The sequence below is a fragment of the Moorena sp. SIO4A1 genome, from assembly GCF_010672065.1.
Classification (GTDB): Bacteria; Cyanobacteriota; Cyanobacteriia; order Cyanobacteriales; family Coleofasciculaceae; genus Moorena.
The window spans coordinates 1-1,526 of the sequence record NZ_JAAHHX010000665.1 but is presented as its reverse complement, the minus strand read 5'-3'; the positions used below and the strand labels follow the sequence as shown (position 1 = coordinate 1,526).

Sequence of the window (1,526 nt, the reverse complement as noted above, 5' to 3'; positions counted from 1 at the left end):
CAACCCTTGGGTGCTCTTGCTGAGATACCAGATGTTAAGTTTGACAACTCTCTGCTGATGATATCTCCTCCCAAGAATATTCCTATGCCTCACAGAGATAAATTAGAGTCTGTCTGCACATTCCGACTTTGAGATGAACGATGGCAGGGAAGCGCAGCGCGATCGCGCAGTTCGATGAACGAAAAATCTGGAATTTATAATTCATCATTCATCATTCATTTTTTTCCTTGTGTATATAGCAATCCTAAATCAGTTCTAAAATCTGCCAAATCTTAAATCTTTACTGGACAAGGGTTATAGCGAGAGCTTCGGCCACTAGATTTTACGAATCATTTAGGACTGCTATAGTTTAAAGTTTTTGACAAAGATAAACCCCTTCTTCTTGATTAGCAGCTTCCCAGTAATCCAAAACCTTAATACCATAACTCTTTAGTATTTCTTGAATCATAGGAGTAGTATAACGATAGGAAAAAAATAATCTAATTCTATCTTTGCTTCTCCACTCAATAAGGTTGTTTTCTAAACTAAAAATCACATCGTTTTCTAATTCAAAATAAGCAGCAATTCTTTTAAATTGTTGATTTGGTTCATCCTGTTCTATTGTAAATTTAATAGTCCCATCTTTGGCTTCGACTCCAGCATCAAGTAAAACAGTAATTAACCACTCTTTAGTTAACTCATTATCATATTGAGGAAGAACTTTTTGAATACCTTGCAGATAATCAGAACCAGGGGCTAAATTAGCACTAAAAAGCAATATATCTCCCTTGCTTAGAAAATTACTTAAAATCGGCAAAATTTCCTCAGGAGCGAAATTGGGAATCATGCCAAAAAAGGTAATTATATTTCTTTTGTCTTGATTATCGACAAGGGAGATTAAATCATCAGAGTGAAGCAGATCGCAAACAATGGGCTGTACCCGTAAATTAGCAAAATATTCTCTGATCTTTTGAGCAGAAATTATCGCCAGAGATAAGCTAACATCAACAGGATAATAAGTTAATGCTCTTTCAGAATTTAATAATTGGGAAACTAGAAGTTTATCTTTTTCTCCACCACCACAACCTAAGCCAATTAAATTTAAATTTAGACTATTATCATCTAAAATTTCTGCTGTTTTTTTAAAACACTTGGCATAGGCATCAATACAGCTTTCATCTTGTCTAGCTGGAGAATAAGTTTCGTGTATTTTTAACCATTTTTGGCTTTGCTTGACACTATCGTAATGAAATTTGTGATTGATTTTACAAGAAGTAAAGCCAGCTAAATAATCTTGAAAAACTCGCTCAGGAAATTGACTGGGATGTACGTATACTTTTTCAAAGTCTAACATATATAAATTCTCAAACTCATCAGGTACAAATTTATTGGTTTTAGGAAACAGAGAACAGGAAACAGGGAGCAGGAAATAGGTGATAATAAAAAAAATATCTGTACCTAATAGCTATGATAAAAGCTATATATTATAGTGAGTATAGATTTGCTTTTCTAGATAGTCCTCAATTAACACGCGAGTGTAGCTATTG

At 33.9% G+C, this 1,526-nt stretch carries 1 protein-coding gene; it reads right to left on the bottom strand.

All coding sequences use genetic code 11. From position 1 onward, the window contains the following. Nucleotides 1–349: 349 nt before the first annotated feature. Entirely contained in the window at nt 350–1,333 is a 984-nt protein-coding gene (locus tag F6K53_RS41720) for an L-histidine N(alpha)-methyltransferase (protein ID WP_075899974.1), read from the bottom strand. Between the last annotated feature and the right edge of the window lie 193 nt (nt 1,334–1,526).

What these genes read in the sequence shown, in the direction of transcription:
- F6K53_RS41720 (WP_075899974.1), bottom strand. Translation starts at nt 1,333, where the DNA reads ATGTTAGACTTTGAAAAAGTATACGTACATCCCAGTCAATTTCCTGAG.